Annotated in this window: 16 protein-coding genes; 8 read left to right on the forward strand and 8 right to left on the reverse strand. The window is 55.8% G+C overall.

Annotated elements, in window-relative coordinates; translation table 11 throughout:
- Positions 1-190: 190 nt before the first annotated feature.
- The 3 genes from IB229_RS00245 to rmuC form a co-directional block, all read right to left on the reverse strand.
- Positions 191-1678, reverse strand: coding sequence for a hypothetical protein (locus IB229_RS00245; protein ID WP_192323778.1), 1488 nt, complete (start codon positions 1676-1678; stop codon positions 191-193).
- Entirely contained in the window at positions 1675-3354 is a 1680-nt protein-coding gene (locus IB229_RS00250) for a hypothetical protein (RefSeq protein WP_225578881.1), read from the reverse strand. The genes IB229_RS00245 and IB229_RS00250 overlap by 4 nt, the downstream gene beginning before the upstream one ends.
- A gap of 260 nt (positions 3355-3614) precedes the next feature.
- Entirely contained in the window at positions 3615-5195 is a 1581-nt protein-coding gene (gene rmuC / locus IB229_RS00255) for a DNA recombination protein RmuC (RefSeq protein WP_318652068.1), read from the reverse strand.
- 127 nt (positions 5196-5322) lie between these two features.
- Here rmuC and IB229_RS00260 point away from each other — a divergent pair, with 127 nt between their 5' ends.
- The 3 genes from IB229_RS00260 to IB229_RS00270 all read left to right on the forward strand — a co-directional run bounded on the left by IB229_RS00260 (position 5323) and on the right by IB229_RS00270 (position 12397).
- Complete coding sequence (locus IB229_RS00260; protein WP_192323782.1) at positions 5323-6198, forward strand: WYL domain-containing protein; 876 nt, start codon at positions 5323-5325, stop codon at positions 6196-6198.
- A gap of 119 nt (positions 6199-6317) precedes the next feature.
- Positions 6318-10322, forward strand: coding sequence for a hypothetical protein (locus IB229_RS00265; RefSeq protein ID WP_192323785.1), 4005 nt, complete (start codon positions 6318-6320; stop codon positions 10320-10322).
- Entirely contained in the window at positions 10319-12397 is a 2079-nt protein-coding gene (locus IB229_RS00270) for a hypothetical protein (protein ID WP_192323787.1), read from the forward strand. The genes IB229_RS00265 and IB229_RS00270 overlap by 4 nt, the downstream gene beginning before the upstream one ends.
- Before the next feature lie 70 nt (positions 12398-12467).
- On the opposite strand, the gene IB229_RS00275 is transcribed toward IB229_RS00270, so the two are convergent.
- Together IB229_RS00275 and IB229_RS22075 are read right to left on the reverse strand one after the other, a co-directional pair.
- Positions 12468-14600, reverse strand: a complete 2133-nt coding sequence (locus tag IB229_RS00275) for an NERD domain-containing protein (protein WP_192323789.1) — start codon at positions 14598-14600, stop codon at positions 12468-12470.
- Positions 14601-14822: 222 nt separating this feature from the next.
- A complete protein-coding gene (locus tag IB229_RS22075; protein ID WP_192323791.1) occupies positions 14823-15128 on the reverse strand; it encodes a hypothetical protein in 306 nt (101 codons plus the stop codon).
- Between the two features lie 131 nt (positions 15129-15259).
- On the opposite strand from IB229_RS22075, the gene IB229_RS00285 reads away from it, so the two are divergent.
- The 5 genes from IB229_RS00285 to radC all read left to right on the forward strand — a co-directional run bounded on the left by IB229_RS00285 (position 15260) and on the right by radC (position 19538).
- Positions 15260-16228 (forward strand): DUF932 domain-containing protein, encoded by a 969-nt coding sequence (locus tag IB229_RS00285; protein WP_192323792.1) that lies wholly within the window; start codon positions 15260-15262, stop codon positions 16226-16228.
- A 104-nt stretch (positions 16229-16332) separates the two neighbouring features.
- The gene (locus IB229_RS00290; RefSeq protein ID WP_192323794.1) at positions 16333-16953 is read left to right on the forward strand and encodes a hypothetical protein; all 621 of its coding nucleotides are present in this window, start codon (positions 16333-16335) and stop codon (positions 16951-16953) included.
- Between the two features lie 82 nt (positions 16954-17035).
- Positions 17036-18034, forward strand: coding sequence for a YqaJ viral recombinase family protein (locus IB229_RS00295; protein ID WP_187806429.1), 999 nt, complete (start codon positions 17036-17038; stop codon positions 18032-18034).
- Positions 18035-18124: 90 nt separating this feature from the next.
- Positions 18125-19069 (forward strand): hydrolase or metal-binding protein, encoded by a 945-nt coding sequence (locus tag IB229_RS00300; RefSeq protein ID WP_192323796.1) that lies wholly within the window; start codon positions 18125-18127, stop codon positions 19067-19069.
- Positions 19041-19538, forward strand: coding sequence for a RadC family protein (gene radC / locus IB229_RS00305; protein WP_192323798.1), 498 nt, complete (start codon positions 19041-19043; stop codon positions 19536-19538). Before IB229_RS00300 ends, radC begins: the two co-directional genes overlap by 29 nt.
- Positions 19539-19861: 323 nt before the next feature.
- On the opposite strand, the gene IB229_RS00310 is transcribed toward radC, so the two are convergent.
- From IB229_RS00310 to IB229_RS00320, 3 genes are all read right to left on the reverse strand, one after another.
- Positions 19862-20209 carry a helix-turn-helix domain-containing protein gene (locus tag IB229_RS00310; RefSeq protein WP_192323800.1) on the reverse strand — a complete coding sequence of 116 codons (348 nt, stop codon included), beginning with the start codon at positions 20207-20209 and terminating at the stop codon, positions 19862-19864.
- 736 nt (positions 20210-20945) lie between these two features.
- On the reverse strand, positions 20946-21173 hold the full coding sequence (locus tag IB229_RS00315) for a helix-turn-helix transcriptional regulator (RefSeq protein ID WP_192323802.1): 228 nt from the start codon (positions 21171-21173) through the stop codon (positions 20946-20948).
- A gap of 35 nt (positions 21174-21208) precedes the next feature.
- Positions 21209-21886: an inovirus Gp2 family protein gene (locus IB229_RS00320; protein WP_192323804.1), complete on the reverse strand. Its 678-nt coding sequence runs from the start codon at positions 21884-21886 to the stop codon at positions 21209-21211.
- Positions 21887-21927: the final 41 nt, after the last annotated feature.

Here is a 21927-nt window from a genome sequence, read left to right on the forward strand (position 1 = left end):
CTGCTGAAAGGACACGTGCCACTAAGCTTTCCCGCATTAGTTGACCATTGGCACAGACCTTAACTGCAATGCCTAAGCCCCGCTAGTGATTGGCGACTTAATCCACTGTTTTTATTAAGGAAAAACCCTCAAGGCATAAGGCCGCCAAGCCAGCATCGCGAGGTCAGCATGGGCTGACAGTCAATTTTCGTCAGCGTGCCAAAATCCGCTCGTACTCGGCCTCCAGATATGCATCAACTGCTGAGGAGTCGAGCTTCCCTTCCTTGTACCAGGCATTCAGCTCCTTGAGCGCCAGCGTTCCGAAACGCACCCAGGCGATGATGTTGGAGCGCAGCATGAACTGAATCATGTCGCCGCCCGAGCGAACTGCAGCATCAATCCCATCAACGAGGCATAACGTTCCGTGTGCGACCAGCAGCATCCGCCGAAGCTCAGGGTTAGATGCCGAAGGGATACACTCCGACCAGTCTTTTTGGTGATAGAAGCGCTGTTTAACGACCCAGGTTACTCGGGTCAGTAGCTCGCTGAGCAGCACCGGAATCGCCATCGCCAATCCATGACGAAGGTCGTAGCCCTGCTCGAATACCTGGACCGCAATCTTTGCGAAGGTTTGTCTGTGCTTTCCGAACTCGCCGACATTGATAAATTGCAACAGTGCGAAGAATGGAATGGGGATTCCCGATCCACGCTGCTGCGCGCCAGACGAGCCAGCCATGTCGGAGAACAGATGCCCCAGCCAATTCATGAAACCGCAGAACAGTTTGGCAACCAGGTTCGACCCTTGGAGCTCGAAGGTATCTGTATCCACGCTGATGAGCCGGCCACCATCGACAAAGTGGGCCGTACTAGTGAACTGATCCAGTATCGAGAAAAACAAGCCAACCAGGTCCGGTGAGTGAGCAAGACTCTTGATGTGATGATTGCGCGTGCTCATATCGAACAGGCCACCAACATCGCCACCGTGTCGATGGTCGTAATTGACCTTGTACATACGCTCGAGGAAGCCGATAGCGCTAGCTGTCGGATCCTTACCCTCACGTGGCCCTTTCCAACCATTCCAGGAGGCGAATGTCTGCACCGCCTTGTCGGTCATGTCATCAGTGAAGTGGGTGAGCGCCCCCTGCCCGGGAAGGCCGACGAACAGTACATCGACCAATCCGCCTATCAAGCCGCAGGTACCTGCGATCATGTAGTCGTACTTGTCGCACTGTGCGCCCTTGAATGAGAAGTCGTCACGGATGCGCTTTTCAAGGGCAATGCGTTGACTTGCACTCATCAGATCCCGGAAAGGATCTTGCCCAATCTCAATCTGCTGACGATGCGCGTAAGACGCCACCTGATCCAGGTAGCCGCGCCAATCGCCACCACTGCCCACTTCGATGAAATCGAGGCTAGGGAGCGGCGCGCTGCTGCAGACGATTTCTTCCTGTACGAAGAGGCTGGTCTCGACGAGCAGTGCGTCTTCCTCGTCCACGTCGAGTACCACCTGACTTTCCTCGATGAGCGCTCTCGCCTGGAATAACATCAGCTCTAGATGTTGATGGCTCTCAGCCTGGGCCGCCTGCATGTCCTCCAAGGCACCATCGAGCAACCCCAAATGCCGTTGAGCAGCATCTGTCTGGTGCTTCTGCACCAGCATCGCTTGTGCATGCTCGGTCAGCGGCTCCTTCTTACTCATGAGAAGAGCCCGGTCAGCTTGTCCTTGGCCTTACTGGCCATATCTGCGGCGCCACCTGCTAAAACATCGCCGACATTGAAATAGCCAATGGCTTCAAAGGCCCGCGCGAGGTCTTCCAGATCTTTAGTCGAAACGCCTGGCTTGACCGCCAACTTGACAACGTCGACCTGCTGACCGTTCTTCTCCTGACTGAATGAGCGCTCTTCGTAAAACCCTCTGATGAAGTCGTACAACTCCGCCTTGGTCGGCTCCTTGGTGAGCGTCTTGAGTTTGGCTTCGTCCAGGAACCGGGCACAGCGCAGCTTGGTAGCACTATTCTGCGCCGCCTCGGACTTGCTGGTGAGCACAGCCCCAGCGCCAGTCAACTGCCCCATCATTGCCATGAGGCGCTGGATTTTTTGGCTCTGATCCCCGTGCTCCATGAGTGCTTGGTTGAGCCGCGCAGTGATGTGGTTAATGTCCTGCATCAACAAAGAGATAGTGGCCTGGGTTTGCTTGATGACCTCAACCAACATCAACTCGCGCCGCTTTGACCGAGTCAACTCGTCAGCGCCAGTCAGCTTGCGTACTCCCGCATACGCCCCAACGCCGATCAACACTGCGACGCCGATTCCGGTCGTCATGCCCGACAAGCCCAGCAGCCCCCCCATACCCAGAGTTGCCAAACCTGACGTCAGCCCCGCGGCAGACATGCCAATCACCGAACCAGAGAGATACACCGCAGCAAGGGGTGTACCGATAGCCGCTGCTTTTGCGGAAAGCAACTTCAGGGCACTCACAACCTGGTCATCCGTGACGTCCTCCTTGAGCATGCTGTGGTCGTTTCGGATTGCGGCCACTGCGAGATCAACCTCTCCCTCTGTAACCTGCAGGAGTGCGCGGTTCTTCTGCAGGAAACCGAATTCAGACAGAGAGCTGCCACCAGTGGAGAAATAAAGATTGATCAAGTCCTTCGTCAGCGAGATGTGTAGCGACCTGATTTGCCCATGCGGGCAATGGGTGTCGATTTCCTCAAGCAGCGCCTCGATCGGCACCGCACGCTCGAAAGCCGTCATGTAAGTTCGGATGCTGAATCGAGACTCGGAGCTGAGATTGAGACGAGTCATCAGCAGCAATATCTCTGCGAACTCCTTTTCGTCGATGACGGAGTCGTTGTCATAGGCCATGTTCACGATGACCTTGAGGTAGGCCACTTTGACCACCTCATCCATCTCATCGATGGGTATCAGCTGCTTTTCGTCTTGGAAATCGCTGAAATTATCAATCAATCCCTGCAGCACTGATGCAAGAGCCGCATAGTTACAATCAGTCAGATCCTTAATCACAAGCTGGCTATCGTCCTTCTTGGAGATGACCAGAGTGTCCTCAAGCTTGTCCAGGTTCTTCCCGACATGCAGTTGGGAGTATTTAACGGCAGCGATCGCCTCATAGGACACCGGGATAGGATCGGCGAAGGCAGAGCGGTAGATTAGATGTTCACCCACGAACATCAAACCGTCCTTTCCGGAGCCAAACAACGTGTTGTCGAACAAGGCCACGACGCTCCCAGGCAAACCGCTATACCCAAAGGCCTTGATTGCGTTATTCAGTTTTTTTTCGTCTATCCCTGGGGCAATGGAAATGTTCTTGCTAGAGATCGATCCCAGATTTTCGCGAAGGTAGGCGCTAGCACTCATGGAATGTCCTTTTCTAGGTTGGGCGAGTCGCGACATGCTAACCCGCGTGATGGCCGAGTGCCATCCGAACTAAAAGCTACTGCGCCTAGTGCAGTAGCGGACTAGATATCTAATCCCTATTGAGCCTCATGAGCACGCTTGAGCTCTGAATACTCACGATACAGTTCGTAGCCTTTTCTGATCACCACCACCAATCCGATGACTGCCAATAGATTTTTCATTGGTAAATCCTCTTTGGTTGACTACTACAGCCAGAGTGCTCACTGCAAAATTTCATTGGGCTCATGCCCAACCAGGGCAAGCTCAAGATCTGCCCGGTCTACCCATTCCCCAGCGAGCTCACCCTTAACGGCCACACCCAGTTGGCGGAAATCATTGACCTGCTTGACCAGGTTGGCCTTGCCGCTGACCAGCTGATCACGCGCCTTGCGGTAGGCGTCCTGGGCTTTGTCCAGGCTGTTGCCGATGGCATCCATGCTGCCGAGGAAGGTACGCAGCTTGTCGTAGACCTTGCCAGCGCGCTCGGCCAGTTCGGCGGTGTGCTTGTTCTGGTCCTCGAAGCGCCAGAGCTGTCGAACGATGTTGAGGCTGGTGAGCAAGGTGGTCGGGGTGGCGACCAGCACGTTCTGCTCGATGGCCTTCTGGAACAGGGTCTCGTCAGCCTTAAGCGCTTCGACGAACGCCGACTCGATGGGCACGAACATGAACACCATCTCCGGGGCATTCAGCCCGGGCAGGTCAAAGTAATGACGGTCGGACAGCTCCTTGATCCGTTGCCCTACCGCGCTGACGTGCTCGGCCAGGGCCAGACGGCGCACGGTTTCGTCTTCGGCGTTGATGTAGCGGGTGTAGGCGTTGAGTGAGACCTTGGCGTCGATGATCAGGTGCTTGCCTTGTGGCAGATGCACGATCACATCCGGCCGCTGGCGGTTGGTTTCGCAGTTGATGCTGACCTCACGCTCGAAGTCGCGGCCATTGACCAGGCCGGAGCGCTCCAGCACGTTCTCCAGAATCAGCTCCCCCCAGTTGCCCTGAGCTTTCTTCTGGCCTTTGAGTGCGGTGGCCAGATCGTGAGCCTCCTGAGTGATTTGCTGGTTTAGCTCCTTCAGATGCAGCAGCTCCTGAGTCAGGGCAGCCTGTTGCTGGACATCCTTGTGGTGGATGTCTTCAACCTTGGTGCGGAAGCCCTCGATCTGCTCGCGGAAGGGCTTGAGCAGCGCATCCAGCGACTGCTGGCTGTGCTGCGAGAAGGCCTGGCCCTTGGCCTCGAAGATCTGCCCGGCAAGCTGCTCGAACTCCAGTTTGAGCTGGTCGCGGCTTTCCTTGAGCAACTGCTGTTGCTCGGCAAAGTGCTGCTGCTTCTGCTCCAGGCTGCTGCTGAGGGTGGCGTGCTCCTTGGACAGGTTGGCGAACTTGTCCTGCATCACCTCATGATTACTCTGCAGGCGCTCATGGGTCTGTTTAAGCTCGGAGTGCTGCTGCGCAAGCTGAGTGTGCTGCGCACTCGCTGCGCTGGCTTGACTTTGCGCTTCAACAAGGCGGGCAAGCTGTTGCTTTTGCTCATCGCGCAGCGTGGCTAGCTCCTCCTGAGCGAACTCCATCCGACGCTGCAGCTGTTCGGCATGAGCCTTCTCCGCTCGCGCAGCAGCCGTTTGTTCGCGCAACTCAGCCTCTTGCTGCTGGCTCTGCTGCTGCATCTGCCCCAACTGCAGCAGGTAATGCTGTAGCCCGGCCACAGCCTCTCGACGACGCATAATCTGCCAGAACAATGCCAGCGCCATCACGCATGCCACCAGCAGAGTGATACCCACTACCCCCCAGGACATTTCGATACCGTTCACTGTGCTTCTCCTTACTCGCGGCGGCTACAGCGCCTACTTGAATGACGCCATCAGAATATGTAGCTTTAAATGACGCATCTACGGTGTTTACGTGTACAGGTAAAGTTTTCGAGCAGATGGAGATGGCATGAAACGCAAGCAAGAAATCGAGTCAGTGCGCTGGGATCTGGCGCTGCGCTACCGCCTGATCGAGACGGTAGCCTGGTGGGAAGGCCGTTTGACAACAGGTCACCTGATGCAGAGCTTCGGCATCAGTCGCCAACAGGCCTCGAAGGACATCAACTCCTACATTAGCGAGTACGCGCCGAAGAACCTGGAATACGACAAGCATTTGAAGGGGTATGTGCCGAGCCGCCACTTCAAACCACTGTTCATTGACGACAGTGCCAGCGCTTACCTGCATTTGCTTAATCAAAACTACGAGCGGGCGCCCCACATCGATGGACTGGCTCTAGCCTATGCCCACACCGAAGTACTGGGTGTACCGGATAGATCTGTCCGCCCAGAGGTCTTGCGCCCTCTGCTCAAAGCCTGCCGAGAGGGGCTGCGACTGGAATGCGAGTATGTGTCTTTCAGCACCCCGGACGTTGAGACCAGGTTGATTGCTCCACACACGCTGATCTACACAGGTATGCGTTGGCATGTACGCGCTTACTGCGAGAAGAACCGCGACTACCGCGACTTCGTTCTGAGCCGTTTCCGCGGCGAGCCTGAATTGATAGACGATGAGACCGAAAACACACGAGAGCAAGATCCGGGCTGGACGACCCAAGTACAGGTCATCATAGAACCGGACACCCGCCTAAAAGCGGTGCAGCAGGCCATCATCGAAACTGACTACGGGATGCAGGATGGTCGCCTGATTATCGAAACTAAGGGTGCACTGGTGCAGTACGTTCTACAGCGTTACCAGATCGACCCAACCAAGGTACATACCAAGGCGGCGGCACAGCAGATTGTGGTAGTAAATCTGGATGAACTACAGGACTGGCTTTACCACTGAGACTGGCCAGTTATCAGTGTGGACTCAACCGCAGCCTGCCATCCCCTACGGCTAAAACCCCAATGCACTAACTAATTCAAAGCAACACCGTACGCATCGATAAGCACAGGACTGCCGCCATGCCGAAGAAACCCAGGGACACCAAGGGCGATAGCCGCCCTCCGGAAACATCCCGCTTGCACAAAGACGACTTGTTCACTGACATCCCATCTCCGCAGAAGGGGGCGGTCAGTGCTGCGCTTAGCGACGAGATAAATTCGCACCGGGCCAGGCTGGCGCCGTTTTTCAATGGGCACGCCAAGCCTAACCCGTCGGTAAGTTTCGCAAACGACGGCACTGGCTTCGGGAAGTCCTACAACGTATTCGACCAGTTCATCGAGCACGCGGCAATGCGTGGCGAACGTGGTGGCCACCGCAACCTGTTCTTTATCACCCCGCACAAGGCACAGATAGACGTCTCTAAGGCAACCCAGGAGAAGGCGGCCGCTCGGGGCGTCAGTATCCTCAGCTTCCTGGCGGAACAGGACTTATCCGACCTCAATTTTGTCGGCTGGGTATCGGGTGTTTGCAATGAAGATCTATACGTCGGCTGGACGAGGGCTCTCAAAGCTGAGTACTACCGCGAGACTATTGGTGAACTGCATAGCGCGATTAGTGGACTCAAGCTCACTGAGTCTGAGCAGACTCGATTCCTGAAGTCAGGTGTCACCGACTACCTGCGAGAAGCCGACCTTGAGCGTCGGATTGATGCCGCTAAAAGCCGGCTGCTCTATGCGTTGCAAGACTTAGCCAAGGCTGTAATCCGGGAGAAGATTGGTTTTGAGTTCCAGACCATCCACGAGCGTTTTCAGCGCGCCAAAGACGACCGTGATCGGGCCAAGATCCAAATCATCGATCACGTTCTACCGTTCGAGCGGGCCAAGGTGGGACCCACCATCTTCGTTGCCACCACCGCCCGATTCCTGAAACGCGCGTTCATCGGATATTTAGACAACAAGAAAGAACCCAATATCAAGAAGCTGGGTTTTGACGAAATTCTCGGAGCTAAGCGCAGCCCAACTGATGCGAACGAGGACGCCGCCGCCCCGATTGGGGCAGCCTGCAGCCTGAGCCATGATGAGCAAATTGCGTACCTGAAGAGTGACTTCTTCCTCCCCGACGAGGCCAACTATTTCCAGCTGAACGGAATCACCTTCAACCTCGTCATCGACGAGGAGCACGACAGCTACGACCGGATTTTTGAGGACGGTAAAAAGAAGCTGATCAGCGAGAAGGTCAAGCCCCCTCATGTTATTGCCGGCCTCCACCGCCTGATGGAAATGATTTCGACAACGTATGGCGCTGACGAGGAGGAGCCCATCGCGTTCAACGAAGCTGTTGAGCTGATGAATGATCTCCGCCGACATTACGATGAGGACTGCAAAGCCAGCGTCAGCCTGGACTCCATACTGCAAATGTGTTCCGGGAATGTCGGCCACATCACCATCGACAACCGCGATGTCGAGCAGATCCTCGCCTTATCACGCAACATTTTCAGCATGACGCCAAGGCGCTTCTACAACGAGGATGCCCTCAAGCGGATTCGAATGCGGTCTGTCTGCGGCAAGAGTGAGATCCGCTTGTCCTTTAACGATGGAGGCCGCTGTGAGGACCCTACTCTGTACGACTTCTTGCAGGTCATGCTTTGCGCCCTGTACGCGTGCTCCAAGATCCCTCAGAACAGCCCGCTAATACATTTGCTAGCACTGGGCGAAGATGCCAGTCAGAACGCCCCACTTTCTGAGTTCATCACGAAGTCTCGCCAGCATAGCTCCTACGTCGCATCTATTTTCGACCGTGCCAAAGACGCCGAGATTTTCGTAGATGCGTTCTTCACCTTCTTCGCTCCCAAAATCGTGTTTTCACTGGTCAAGGTGGACAAGATCCCCTTCGGAAATGACGCGGTGAAGAACCGTATTTTTGTCGACTTCCACCTCGACCTGATCCTGGAGCTACCTGAAGTCAAACTGCTTCGCATCCTGTATGGCACACAGAACAGCGCGATGTGCCTGAGCGCCACAACGGGCTTCAAAGACTCCTACTCTGGGAACTTCTCCAGGAAAATGCTGAGCCGCTATGGGGAAGCGCTTGGCGATAACCTTGGTGTACGAGTAATTCAGCGGTCTGTAGCGGACGTAAGTGCAATGGAAGACCTCCGTGAGGCCCGCGCCAAAGCCAGAACGATGCAAGTCAGGCCCTTCTACAACACCTCTGCAGATGACATCAGCGGTCTGCGCAGCGATCCTGCCTTCCAGAGTGCTTACAAATTCTGGTCAAACGCTCTGCTTCCTCAGGGCTACCGTGAAAGCAAGTATCGAATGTCAGCCTACCGCCGGCAGATCGAGGCCATGCTCATGGCCGCCTGGGATGGAAAGAACACCTTCATTCTCTCCCTGAACAACCGTTTTGCAGATCTTTTTAGAACCCTGTTGGCACAGGGCCTTGAGGGGCGCTTGAAGGGTTTTCGGCGTAAGCACCAAGACAAGATTTTCGAGCTGAAACCTTTTGAGGACAAAACCAGGATCAGGGTCATCCTCTTCAGCTCCCAGTTGGCTAAAGAGGTCGACATCGACGAGTACCTTAAGGTTGATGCAGATACTCGCATTTGTCTGATCTCCGCATATGGCAGCGCTGGTACCGGCCTCAATCTGTTCATTGAGCGAAGCGAGGACAACTTCCACCAAGACTTCGACCGCCTGGTGCTGGTCAATACCCCCTTCTACAGTGCGATCCGCGAGAAGGACACCGGCCTCAACACCGTCAAAAACCATATTCTCCTGCTGAAACACATCTCATCCGGGGAGAACGAGGCTGTTCGTTTGTCTGAGTTCGACTCAAACCTGATGCAGCCCAAGAATCGCCGCATCCTGAACCACGAGCATGATCTAGCAGTGCTCAAGGCCATCATCCAGGCTGTAGGTCGCGTTGAAAGACGGGATAGCTATCTCCACACCGAAATCTTCCTACCGAGTGACGTCATCGACGACTTGGTGGTGAGGTATAGCCGGCTTCGCCGTGAAGGTAACGACCTTCTCATCAACAGCCTTTCGCTACTGAATCACAGGCTCATGCAGTTCTGCTTGGAACAAGCGGAGAAACGCTGCTTCCCATCCGAAGTAGAACGCGAGCAGTTCACCGCCAACGTAGCCGCCGCTGCTGAAGACATCGAAAACTTCTTCAGCGGGGCATTCCGAAACAAGATTCTCAGCAGCGCGCGTGAAGGCAACCGGGATGCCATTGAGCTCAATGAGCTGCTCAGGTCACCCGAGAGCATCACCGCCCCTGAAAAGTACGTTCGCAAGCTCCTGGCCTCTCCTCTTGTAAAAGCCTCCAACTACTACCAAGAAGTCATTAGTGCCTTTTACCTTCCGAGGCAGGTAACAGATCGAGTCACCGTCTGCACGACATCGGAAAGCTTCTACCACCTCACCGACCTGCTTCATGGGCAAGCTGTCTATCAGCCCGGTAAATGGCTGGTTCCTGACTACGTGCGCACCGACGGAAAAGACACTGACTCAGGGCCTGGCATCGTTAATCTAGCGTGCAACATGGCCAGCGATGGGGTTGATGTACACCTACCTAACCCGGCCCTCATCCCGCTCCTGAAGGGGAACATGGGGGAATTCATCTTCTCAAAGGTGCTCTCTGCATTGGGGATCAAACCACTGAACCTGGATCAGTTGATCGATCTTCTAGGGCCCGCGGTGTACGAGTACTACGACACCTATATCCATGTTGATGACACCATCATCTGCATCGACGTGAAACGATGGTCGGGCACCCTGGACAACCACGAGCAATCCCTCAAAACCCTTCACAGAGCGGAGAAAAAAAGGCAGGACATGTATGAGCTGTGTGGAGCACTGAACCTGACCCCACGGTTCCTCTATGTCAACACGCAACCCAACCACAACGATCTAAATGCCGAGCGCGAGTTCAATTTCGGGGAGTCAATCCACTTCCTAAACGCTTTCAAGACGATCACTAGCTACGTCCCTACCAAGGACAAGAACCGCATCTTTAAAGTCGATGACCGCTTGATGATCAACCCTACTCTGGAACAGCTGCTAAGGAGCGCGGAATGACCCTTTTCAATGTCCTGGAACCAGGAACAGCCGCCAAGGCCCGCACCAACATGCTGAAGCTACCCGGTGACCTGGAGACCATCATTGATCGCTTGTCGGCCCCCACCGAAGGGGTTGGGCATATTCAAGCAGCCGTGGTTGAGGTAACCCGTAACTCCGACGAGAGGACGGAAAGGTACTACCAGCGCGTTGATGCGACCATCAAGGACTTCATCCGCCAGAAGCTTGGCCTTCCTGCTTCCACCAAAGTGCACTACAGCAAATTCAACGCGAGAAAGGGAGCTTTCGGTTTCCTATATCTGAGCGCCCTCCCCCCTGAGCCAGGCCAAGTCCGTGAGGTCATCGCTAAGCACTCGCTGAATCCTCTCTACGCGATTCAGGCCCTGCTGGACCTGAAACTCAAACTCTCGTTCCTCATGGACGTGGACAAGCACTACGAAATTGCCCCGGTCGAGTTCAATGCTGACCTGTACATTGGGCTGATGCTGAGCCGCACATCCAAGGACGGCAAATTTGTCTTCGATGCACTGGCGTACGACCTGTTCTTCTCCAAAGAACAGGAACTCGCCATTAAGCTCAATCGAGTGGTCATGGAATGCTCCTCCACACAGGACGCCATCAGCCGATCGATCACAGACAGCGGCGAGCTCATGTTCGACTGGGCCGGCAAGCGATTCGAGCGCACCCGCCGGTTCAGCGCGACAACGAACAGTGATCGCAACTACATGGCCTTCGCCACGAACAATGAAAATGCCAAGGCCTTCGATCGCTATGAAAACAGCATCAACTACCATCAAACCGACTGTATCAATCGAATTGAGCGCTTACTGAATCTCTCAGGGGTTGAATTTATCCCTGTCGTGTACGAAGCCACTCACCAGGTCAAAGCCTTCTTGGAAGGGCTTCCGACCATGTCCAACCCACTTTGGCTGCTCGACACTGTCACGAGCGATTCAAGTGATGAGGCCCGACTTGGCTTCATCAGCGAGCTCGTCGACAGGTTTGGAGCATCAAAAGTACTGACCGCCGACTCCCTTCCAGACCCCACACAACTGAATGTGGGCACAACGAACTATCTGGTCCTTAGTGAGAAGGTCAAAACCGTTGGGGGGAGCAAGAACGGATCCAGCATCTTTGACACCTCCATCGACGAGCCCTTCAACTCCTTCTGGCAGGCTCTTGCTGCCAAGCAACGCAATCCCACAACAGAGTTCGACTACTACACATCGGTGAAGCTACATCGCTTCGCCCAGTCTATCGGTAGCATCTGCCAGGGGTTCAACGTAGTCGCCACCAAGCTGCCATCTGAGGCGGCAGTCGAAAAGTCCCTGCAGGAGCTGGCCCTGAAAGAGGCAATCCACAAGGACAAAGCCGTAACCATCAACGAAGCAACGCTGCCCACAATGTCCCTAGAGCTGATGAGTTGCCGGAGGGACTGGAAGGAAAACGTTTATATCCAGGTTCTGGATGTATCCGTTGCCGGCGAGACAATCGCAATTGAGCAATCACGCCGATACGACGATGCCTCCAAGGGGGAGTTCAACTACGAATTCAAGACGCTCAGTAGCACTCTCGGTAAAGGCGATGCGAAGCCCTTCGATGTCATTTGGGACGGGGCGTTCCTGATCCGAGACAAAGAAACAAACGCTTGGCTAAGCGCTTACAGAACCGATCGGATACCCTCGATCATCGGGAACACCCTGTTCGACAACCAGGAGCGTCAGGACAACGGCATGCCTCCGTCACGAGAGGTCGGCATCCAAATATCTGCCCTCCCGTACTACCTCACGCCAACCAGGCAGAAACAGCGCCATAGCATCTTCATCCAGGATAACGGTACTGAAGGGGCCTGGTTCTTTGTTGCGTCTAACAAAGCGGCCAACAACACCATCCCGAAACAGAGCCTCGTCTACAACGTAGTAATCACGAACGACTCCGGAGTGAAGGTTCCCGTCTTGAGCCACCCGCTGGGTGAGATGTTCTTCTCTACGTTCACCTTCGACATAGTGAAGCTTCGGGAGTCGGCCAAGACTTCGATCCTTCAAAAAATCGTGGAGCTCTGTCTGCACAACTGAACTAGGTGGCCGGCGTTACGCCGGCCACCTTTAACCCCGTACAACGGTGCCGAAGCTCCGTGTGATTCCGTTAAAGCACACCCTGCCAGATCTCGTTACCCTCAATAACCTGCATAAATGCCTGAGCGCTGAATCCATAGGGATAAAGAGAGCCAGGCTCTTCCTCTTGGTCAAAAGGCCCCAGGTAGTGCCGTTCATCACGCAACGCGACCTCCATCACCTCCCTTGAGACAACACGAAAGCCATCAATAGCCTCACCATCAAGTTCAATCGATGTATCGACAACCCAAGCATGCAGGGCCTGGATGCTATCGAACTCGGCGATCCCCAAGCGGGAACGTAAATCAGGATCCATTTGCAATGCCCGCAGTACTGCCGGCTGCTTACGCTTCAACTGCCTAGCAGCCTTGCGCAAGGTATTGGTTCGGTGCAACCAGACCTCATGGCGTGATGAGCGGATAAATCCCGACTTCACCTCAAGCAAAAGCAGCACACCGTCTAGATGCGCCAACACATCAACCTCTCCGGCATCCAACTCGTCACTTTCTGGCGGTTGGAAGCCCACCAGGGCAGTGAATCCTCGGCGCCTGAGCGAATCAGCCAGCTCGTGCTCAACTCTTTCTGTTTCGCTACGCAGCTCCGCCCGACGCCCCTCAACGCGCCGCAAATTATTCACCGCGGCCGTCAGGCTATTCTGCCGACCGGCAACCCAAGGAAACTGAAAGCTAAAACGACCAATCTTGTAGAAGGGGCGTTCGTACAAGCGGGGGGTTGGAATGTTGGGTGTTTGCTTGATCTGAGCAGATAGTGCCTGCAGGTCACTGGTCCAGAACTGCAAAATTGCTTTAGCGGCCTCAACGTCACCTGAAGGGTGCTTATCGCTGACCGTCCAGCCTCGGATCCTCTGAACTTTTGCAGGCTGCTCCGACCATGTCATGGGAAAACGATTCTCCCCCTGTAACAGCCCATCAAAGGCAAGCCGCCCAAGCGCTGCCAGCGGCGAACTGAGCTCAGCCAGATACTGATGATAGGGCTGCAGGTATGCCTGCTCGAAAAACGCCATGGTGAGCTCACTTGCGAGCATGGCGTGCTTGAGCTGAACCTCCGCTCCATTGTTCAGCCTGACCTGCTCGCCGATACCGAAGACCACTTGCAAGTAAAGTTGGCTACGCATGGCTTTGATGTAAGCGAGCTGATTGGCTTCGTGGTTTTCAGGACTGCCAATAATCTGTCCAGCACGACCCGAGGCGGCAAACAGATCAACCGCACGCCGCATCCAATAGCACCAGAGCAACTGACTCTTACGCTCTGTGCGCTGCCAGCGCAGGGTACCTTCATCAGTCTTGTTGAAGATGACCGATTGCCCAGGCTTGAGCTGATACAAGCACTCCTCGTCGAAGCAAAACCAATCAATGGACCCTTCGTAATCAATGCGTTCGCGCATCGCTGCAACCAGATCGGCGACAGTCTCCAGATTGGTTAGACATTCACGTCCCTCGCCAGGCTGAGGAAACAACATGGGGGACAGATGGCGCCTTAGCGAGCGACCAAGCACCTCCTCGGAGAGCCGGAAATCAGACTCCCCGCTTGCTTCCAACCTGCGCAAAATGACCCGCTCATAAACGCTCCAATCGCGGCTTGCAATCTCAGTGTCAACCTCTGCCAAGCGCCTGTAGGCCAGCACACTGAGATAAGAGAGCAACTCGAGCAGGGAAAGCGATTTGAGTCTTCTCTCAGCCTGCACGATCGCCTCGTCGAACGGCTCCAGTTGTTGCAAAAGGCGCCTACAAACTCCAAAAAACTCCATCCACTCAGCGCTAGAGAGTGTCTCTTGGAGATGACGCCAGAGCTGAGAGTCAACGCGAGTGAAGAGCTTTGCGTAGCGGATGGCCCAGCGCAATTGGTCTGCATGATGGGCAGCCAAATGATCCAGCAGCTCCGTGCTCATCACATCGTCGAAATGCAGCACGCGTGCTATCGCTTGGCTGACCAACTCAGCTCCAGCGACGCTGTCTTGCGCCCACCAGAAATGAGCAGCGACAAGACCGGCAGCACGATTGCGCGACGAGTACTTTCCCTGTGGCCGCTGATCCAGAAAATCGTGCAGACACTCATTGAGTGCATCTGCGGCACTGTAGTGCCGGCAGTACTGTGCGTACTGCCCCTGAAAATACTCCTGACAGCGCTTATCGGCTTCGAGCACCAGTGCTTCCTTACTGCTTCCGGGGCATGTTGGATTTTAACACTGAGAAGCGAGTCGAACCTCAGGCGAGGCCGTTATGCCGCGCTCTTGCAGCTAGTAGGCCCCCAAGAGGAAAAGGTGATCAGTCGATTGAAGAAAATTTCAGACCTAGATCACTGAAGGGAAGAGGGACAGGTATCGCCCGCTTCAGCCCCTTTCCTTCGAACAGGAGTCTGAACAATGTCAATCTATTGCCCAGCATGTCGCTCCGGGCACATCACAACCCGCAATATCGCTCGCAAACTTGGCGGATCCATTGGCGCTGTCGGCGGAGCCGCAACAGGCGCGGCTAGCGCAGTGAGCGGAGCGCAAAGCGGAGCAGCCATAGGTGCCGTAGCTGGACCATTTGGCGCTGCTCTGGGTGGCTTGGCTGGCGCGATTCTTGGCGGCCTGGCAGGCAGTGCCGTTGGCAGTCTCGCCGGAGCCCGCATGGGTGAAGAAATCGATGCCCGCGTACTCGACAACTTCGAGTGCCAAGCCTGCGGTCATGTGTTTTCGGCGGCCGATAGTTAGAGCTCTTTGCCCCTCACGCCTCATCTCACTCACGTTTTCCAGGCGCTATTACTCGGTACTAAAACCGGGACTCGATGCGCCCGCCAGAAACCTGGCAAGGAGTTTCTATGGCTCATCTCATCGAAACCATGGCTTATGCCGGAGCCACTCCGTGGCACGGCCTCGGCAATCAACTTACCCAGCAACAGCCCATTGAAGTTTGGCAACGCGAAGCCGGTATGGACTGGCAGATCCTTGAAAGCCCCGTGCACTTTAAATCGGATGCCATCGGCCATCTGGGCACCATCCATTCGTTCCCCGAGCAGAAGGTACTGTTCCGTTCGGATACCAAGGTGCCGCTGTCCGTGGTCTCCAGCCGCTATCACACCGTCCAACCGCGCGAGGTGCTGGAGTTTTATCGTGACCTCACCGAGGTCTCCGGCTACGAGTTGGAAACTGCTGGTGTACTCAAGGGCGGGCGCAAATTCTGGGCATTGGCCCGTACCGGCCAAGGTGCGGCGCTCAAGGGTAACGACCAGGTCAACGGCTACCTACTACTGGCCACCTCCTGCGACGGAACCCTGGCTACCACCGCAACGCCGACCACAGTGCGCGTGGTCTGCAATAACACACTGACCATCGCCTTGGACGGCACCAGCCGAGCGATCAAGGTGCCGCACAACACCCGCTTCGATCCAACGGCAGTGAAGAAGCAACTCGGTATTGCCGTCTCGCAATGGGATGACTTCATGTACCGCATGCGCGCGCTCTCTGAGCGCAAGGTGCAGTGGCATGAAGCGTTGGGCTTCTTTATGAACGTGATGTGTGAGACCAGCCCTACCGGACAACTTCCCGAGCAGTTGCCCAACGAGCGCGCCCTGCGCAAGGTCCAAGAACTGTATGACGGACGTGGCCGAGGCAGTCAGCTGGACTCTGCAAGAGGTACCGCCTGGGGACTGCTCAACGCTGTGACCGAGTACGTCGACCACGAGCGCCGTGCCCGCAGCAACGAGTACCGCATGGACTCGGCCTGGTTCGGTCAGGGTGCGCAAATCAAGCAACGCGCGTTGGATTCTGCGCTGAGGTTGGCAGCCTAACTACTGCCCTGAAGCCTACCCAGCCCAAGCGGGCTGGGTGGCTATTCGACCTCGGACCGGAGTTCGTCAATAATCGCACAGCACCATCTAGAAGGATCTTCACGTTGAAACAGATAGCTATCGTTGCGTTACTCGCACTCGCCATCAGCGGATGCGACAAACCCAAAGAAGAAACCGCACAGACAAATCAACCTCCGGCAATGTGCACCAAGGATACGGATTGCAAAGGTGACCGCATCTGCGAAAGCGGACAGTGCATGTCCCCTACATCACAGCCAGCCGCAGCTACAAAACCTGAGTTACTTGCACCAGCAGCCCCCAGCATTGCCTATGAGGCGCTACTGATTTCGGACGACGCAGCGGGCCCCTTCAGCATCGCCTACATGGATCTCGGCACTGCACTCAACTACCAATCCAGAGCTGGGGTGGTCAACCTCATGGAGTCGGTTGTGCAGGACCCCGAAGCCACCGGCTATGTCAAGATCGAAAAGGCCTATGCATTTGGTCCAGACAAATTCGTCCTGGTTGTCTCAACCGGAGAAAGCGGCAACTCCTGCCCGGCAACGACATACGTCTTTAGCTACGACACCAAGAGTGAAATTGTCGATGGCAAGGCCAGCATTGATGGCTGCTCGGAAACCGTCGAAGCCTTTGCTGAAGGCAACAAGCTAAGCATCAAGAAAGAAGGGGCAACCACCGTCGTTTACAACGGCAAAGTTATCTAAAAGCACCCGCCTCTTACCCCCTAAAACCACGCCCGGTCAGCTTCGCGCTGACCGGGCTTTTTTATGTCTGTGAGGTATGCACATGAAAGCCACTTCATTGAACGGCAACACCCGCAAGTCCCGCCCTGCTCTGCGTCTGGTGAGCACCAAGGAGCTACCTCGCGAGGACTGGCTGGCGATTCGCAAGCAAGGCATCGGCAGCTCCGATGCTGCCGCGGCAGTCGGCCTGAACCCGTACAAGTCGCAGTTGGAGCTGTGGCTGGAAAAGACCGGGCGCGATGCTGGCATGCCCAAGGCCGACCCTCAGGATGAGGAGAGCCCGATGTACTGGGGCAACGTCCTGGAGCCCATCGTGGCCTGGCACTACAGCAAGCGCACGAAGCACAAGGTACGGCGGATCAATGCCGTATTGCAGCACTCCGAGTTGCCCTGGATGCTGGCCAACATCGACCGCGAAGTGATCGGCGCTGACGATGTGCAGATCCTCGAATGCAAGACCGCCGGCATAAATGGCGCACGCCTCTGGAAAGAGGGTGTACCGGAGTATGTACAGCTCCAGGTGATGCACCAACTCGCCGTTACTGGCAAGCAAGCTGCTGATGTGGCGGTGCTGCTGGGTGGCCAGACGCTGGAGATCCATCGCATCGAGCGGGACGAGCAGATGATCGCTCGCCTGATCGAGTTGGAGCGCCAGTTCTGGCATTACGTGGAAAGCGACACGCCACCGCCAGCCGATGGTACGGCCTCCGCTGAAGCCGCCCTGCGCTGCCTCTACCCAGAGGACAGCGGGCAGACCGTCGACCTCAGCCAGCATGCTGGCCTGACCGCGGCCTATATCGAGTTGAAAGCCGTTCGGCAGTCGATTGCTGATAAGGAAAAGCGCGAGGCCGAACTCAAGCAGATGCTGCAGCAGGCCATGGGCGACGCCAGCCGGGCGGAGTTCTCCAATGGCTATGTCAGTTGGCGCAAGGCCAAGGACAGCGTAGGGCTCGATGTCGCCCAACTGCTCAAGGACAAGCCATACCTGCAGGCCAAGTACCCGCTGTTGAAAACCGGAGCACGGCGCTTTCTCGTCGGTTGACTCCCTTCACCCTCTGACGCCCTTCCCCCTTGGCCAGTCCATGCAGTTCGCACTGCGTGGCTGGCCTTTTTTATTTCCAGGAGAACCACCATGCTCAAAGGTCTGGCTATCACCCCGCCGGTACTCGGGCGGATTTCCATCGGCAAGGTCATCGAGAAGAACGGCAAGCGTCTGCCGGAAAAGGATGATCAGTTCACCATCACCTCTCAGGTGCAGGGCAAGGATGGCTGGCTCCTGCACCCACTGAATGATGAGCTGCGCCAAAGCGATGGCGACAAGCTACGCAGCATCCCCATACGCCTGTTGTTCAACGAACCAGAGCTAAATTTCCGCGCCGACTACACCCTGTTCGATCGGCAATCTGGGCGTCCGTTGTGTGTCGGCAACGGTGATACCTGCAAGCGAGTCACCCAGGATGGCATGCAGTCCCTGCCCTGCCCTTCACCCGATGCCTGCTCCTTGGCCAAGGGCGGAGCGTGCAAGCCCTATGGCCGACTCAACGTGGTGATTGGGGACGAGGATCCGCTGGGCAGCTTCGTCTTCCGTACCACCGGCTTCAACAGCATCCGCACCCTCGCCGCTCGGCTGCATTACTTCCAGGCCATCTCGGGCAATCGCCTGGCCTGCCTACCGCTGGAGCTGCGCCTGCGGGGCAAGTCCACTCGCCAAAGCCATGGCACACCGATCTTTTACGCTGACCTGACAGTACGCCACAGCATGGACATGACCCAAACGCTGCAGGCGACCCATGAGCTCGATGCACAACGACAAGCAGCTGGCTTCGACCAGGCTGCGCTGGATGACGCCGCGCGTCGAGGCTTTGCCAATGGCGCCTTCGAAGACAGTGAGGAAGACGCGGGCGCCATCGTCGAGGAGTTCTACCCCAGCGACAGCAGCAGCCCTGCCGACACCTGCCAAGCCGCACCGAAAACCAGCTTGAGCGAGAAGTTGGAATCACAGGCTCAACGGCTCTGCGCCCCATCTCCTCAGAACCAAGGACACCATCATGAAACTGCACAAACTGAAGGCCAGTGAGCCAACCGGCACATACCTGGTTGAATCGCCTGTCACCGAAGCTGACATCCTGCTGATGGCTCGGCAACTCGCCAATCAACGTCTTCGTCGGGGGCGGGCACTCACTGCTCCACGGGAGGTTTTTATCCATCTGCAGGCACTGCTGGCCGATTACGAGCACGAGGTCTTTGCCCTGCTTCTTCTCGACAGCAAGAATCGGGTGATCACTTTTCACGAACTGTTCCGGGGCACCCTGGACGGCGCAAGCGTTTACCCGAGAGAGGTGGTCAAGATGGCACTGGCTCACAACGCGGCGGCGATCATCCTGGTCCACAACCACCCTTCAGGTGATCCCGAGCCAAGCCATGCGGACCGTAACCTGACACACAAACTGCAGGAGGCGCTGAACCTGGTTGGCGTACGAACGCTCGACCATGTCGTGGTCGGCAAAGAAGGCTGCGTATCACTAGCCGAGTCTGGCTACTTGTGAGGGAACCACCATGGAATGCTTGATATGCAACTCCTCGGCAGTTCTGACCCGAGACGCTGCAAGCGCCATTGCACGCATGCTCGGAATCACGGAGAGCTTCATCAAGGGCGCTCAGCAAGCTGCTATCAACGCCAGCCCATCAGCCTCTCAGCCACTGGCGCAAGTGCTGAATATGATCACTGGCGGAACATCAGCAGTCTCGTCTGACTGGGAGGGTATCAACACCTGGATTCAGAACATGCAGAGGTATCAGTTCATGGGGCACACGAATCTTTGCTTGCGCTGCGGAGCACTGTTCGATGCGCCCCAATCCAGCCCTTAGCTCAACTGCGTGCCAACCTTTCAACCAAACGCTCTACAACCTCCATCACCAGCTGCCTGTCGTCTCCGCCCAGGGAGGAAAGCAAAGCGTGGAGACGACGCGCCTGATCCTCTGGACGATCACTCGCTTCTGTCAGGAGTTCAGCGGTTTCGCAGCCGAAGACACCGGCCAGCTCAACCAGTCGCTCGATGTTGGGCATCACCACCCCACGCTCTATTCGCGACACCGCTTCGCTGCCTATCCCCAGTCGCTCGGCAACCTGCTCCTGGCTGAGTCCAGATTGCAGGCGCTGCCGTGCAATCGCCCGCCCCACTACATCAGCCAGTCTTGTCGATTCGGTCTTTGACATCACACCCTCCAGTCACCCCAGATGGTCGTGTCACAACCTGTTGACATGAAGGACTCAAAGAACCGAGACTCAACCTTAAAGGTTGCTATTCACCTCAAATTGCTCGATCAATGAGAAACACCCGCCCCCAACTACCCGCAGATGGGGCCCCAATACCGAAGGTCTCTCACCGCACAGAAAGGTCTAGGCGTTGGCCTCATTTGCCAAGGCGAAATGCCCAATCAATGCAGATGAACAAAACATCGGCATCACTTAAAAACGGAGTGCAGTAAATGCTGATAGCCATAGTTTGGATCACCTTGGCCGTGGTACTTGGTCTAGCCGCCAAAGGGAGCGGAAGATCATTCTGGGTATGGTTCATTCTTGGAATGATCATCGACCCCATACTGGCCTGGATTGTTTATGTGATCGTCGTAAAGAGCCAATAACGCTCGAAAGCCTCATGGCGCATTAAGCGTGCGTCACGAGATGCGAGTGCTACGGCCTGCGAAATCCCTCAACCTCCTGAGGGATTTTTTTTGCGTCAAACCACATATTTACGAGGCTATGCCCGAGGGATCTCTTCATAATCGACGTCCATGTCGCCAGCTGCCGATAGCCAAACTGCCGACACTGAATGCCCCTAACCTGAGCTGACTGAGGCAACGTAGTAACGGCTACAGTTGGCTCTACGCCCATGATGGCTATGTAGAAACGCCATGACCAACCATCTACGGGTCATGTACATGGGGGGCACCTAGCACGCCAGACTCAGGCGACCAGACTTCACTGCTGCGCCCTGAGCCACATTGCGTTCTTCGACTCTGGCCATGATCCAATCCTGCACCTCATCGTCCACCCAACCAACACACCGCTCCCCCAAGGAGACGGGTTTGGGGAAGGATTCCTCCGCGATGTACTTGTAGACCGTTGATCGAGCCAGCCCCGTTACCCGCATTACTTCTTTCAGTCGAATCAGTTTCATGATCGAAACTCCATTAGCTTGTCCCATGAGATGGCTCAGTCCTGTGAAGCTTGAATGCGGCTGACCTGACTCATGCCGAAGCTCCTCCCGCCCTCACCGTATCGTTTAGTCTGCTGCTTAGCGAAATAGCTGAGCCGGTAGAAAACGCCATAGAGCTGGAGGTTTGATAGCGGCCCACGGCGCATCAACGCAGAAACCGGACGCTCCGGGAAGTGAACCGCGGCCTGCGCTTGCCTCCAGCTGATCCCCAACGCAACACCCCAAGCCTTGTAGATACGCCCAGATAGCATCTCGTCGTAATCCCGATCCGGATCACTCAAGCGACCGTAATTCCCCAGCGAGAAATAGGCGTCATGATTGAGCAGTATGGCCACATGGAAATGTGGCTGATCACCTTGGTTCAATTCACGCACCCAGACGTACCGCACCATAGGGTCATAGCCTCGCCTACCAGCAGATTTCTTAACCTGCTGGGCATGCTTGAGCTGAGCCTTCAGAGACCCGATGAAACGTGTGATCGCGTTTTCAGGAATGCAGCAACCCCGTGAACTGCGTAGGTCGACACGAATGACAGTCCACCTGGGATGCTCTTCTAGGCATCCCATAAGCAAGTCATGGATACGCTGCAGATAGTAAAGGTGTGATTGATCAAGCTCCACCAGGATGGGCAGACCTAGCCATTCGATGGAGTTACTCGGAGGTACCTTGAACATGGAGGGTGTCCTTGTGATAAGTCTCACAAGAACAGTCTTAC

The sequence above is a fragment of the Pseudomonas sp. PDM14 genome, assembly GCF_014851905.1.
GTDB lineage: Bacteria > Pseudomonadota > Gammaproteobacteria > Pseudomonadales > Pseudomonadaceae > Aquipseudomonas.